Raw genomic sequence first — 1,681 nt, forward strand, 5'->3', positions numbered from 1 at the left:
GCGGCGATGGAGACGGCGGAATACCACACCATCGCCAAGCACGCGATCAAGGAGATCGCCGAGCAACAGGGCCACGCGGTCACCTTCCTGCCGAAGTGGAGCCACGACAAGGTCGGCTCCTCCAGCCATGTGCATCAGTCGCTGTGGCAGGACGGCAAGCCCGCGTTCTTTGACGAGGCGGACGATCTGGGCATGTCGGCGCTGATGAAGAACTACATGGGTGGATTGCTGAAATACGCGCCCGACTACACCGCCTTCATGGCGCCCTATATCAACAGCTACAAACGCTTCATGAAGGGCACCTTTGCGCCGACGCGGATCATCTGGTCGGTGGACAACCGCACCGCGGGCTACCGGCTCTGCGGCGACGGGACCAAGGCAATCCGCGTCGAATGCCGCATTCCGGGCTCCGACATGAACCCCTATCTGGCGATGGCGGGCATGCTGGCGGCGGGCATTGCCGGCATCAAGGAGGGGCTGGAGCTGCAAGAGCCGACCAGGGGCGATGTCTACCAGGGCGATACCGGCATGATCCCGGGCACCCTGCGCGATGCGGCGGCGGCGCTGAAAGGCTCGGAGATGCTGCGCGCAGCGATGGGCGATGACGTGGTCGACCACTACGTGCGCGCGGCGGAAGTGGAGATCGAGGATTTCGACCGGGTGGTCACCGACTACGAGATCGCCCGCGGGTTCGAGCGGGCCTGATCCTGAGAACACCGGGGGCCAGCCCCCGGACCCCCGGAGTATTTTCGGAAAGATGAAGAGGGCCTTGGCCCTTTCTGAATGGAGTGAATGGCAATGGGCCAGGTATTGAAGTGCATCTCGCCGGTCGACGGATCGGTCTTTGCAGAGCGCGCGGTGCTGTCGCGCGAGGACGCCTTTGCGGCAGCAGAACGGGCGCGGGCGGCGCAGGCCGCCTGGGCGGCGCGGCCGCTGCAGGAGCGCATCGGACTGGTGATGGCGGGCGTCGCCGCTGTCGGCGCGATGAACGAGGAGATCGTGCCGGAACTGGCCCGTATGATGGGCCGCCCGGTGCGCTACGGCGGCGAATTCGGCGGCTTCAACGAGCGCGCCAGCCACATGGCGCAGATCGCCGAAGAGTCGCTGGCGGATATCGAGGTCGGCGAGGACGCCAGCTTCAAGCGCTACATCAAGCGCATTCCGCATGGGGTGGTCTTTGTGGTGGCGCCCTGGAACTACCCCTATATGACCGCGATCAACACCGTGGCCCCGGCGCTGATCGCCGGCAACACCGTGGTGCTGAAGCACGCGACCCAGACCCTGCTTGCGGGTGAGCGGATGGCGCAGGCCTTCCATTCCGCAGGCGTGCCGCAGGACGTGTTCCAGAATGTCTTCCTGGACCACGATACCACCTCGGAGCTGATCGCCTCCAAGGCGTTCAACTTCGTCAACTTCACCGGCTCGGTGGGCGGCGGCCAGGCGATGGAGCGCGCCGCGGCCGGCACTTTCACCGGCGTCGGCACCGAGCTGGGCGGCAAGGATCCGGGCTATGTGATGGAAGACGCCGACCTGGATGCGGCGGTGGACACGCTGATTGACGGCGCCATGTTCAACTCCGGCCAGTGCTGCTGCGGCATCGAGCGGATCTATGTGCATGAAAGCCTGTTTGACGCCTTCCTGGAAAAGGCGATTGCCATCGTCAAGGGTTACAAGCTGGGCA

General features: G+C 65.1%; 2 protein-coding genes. Both read left to right on the plus strand.

What is annotated here, in order from left to right:
• The coding region (locus AB1A62_RS22125; protein WP_366663609.1) for a glutamine synthetase family protein at positions 1-705 on the plus strand (705 nt) is incomplete at its 5' end.
• A 93-nt stretch (positions 706-798) separates the two neighbouring features.
• Positions 799-1,681: aldehyde dehydrogenase family protein (locus tag AB1A62_RS22130; RefSeq protein WP_366663610.1), on the plus strand; the 883-nt coding region annotated here is incomplete at its 3' end.

Origin of the sequence: Leisingera sp. JC11 (genome assembly GCF_040704725.1) — a bacterium.
In the GTDB taxonomy this organism is placed as follows: domain Bacteria; phylum Pseudomonadota; class Alphaproteobacteria; order Rhodobacterales; family Rhodobacteraceae; genus Leisingera.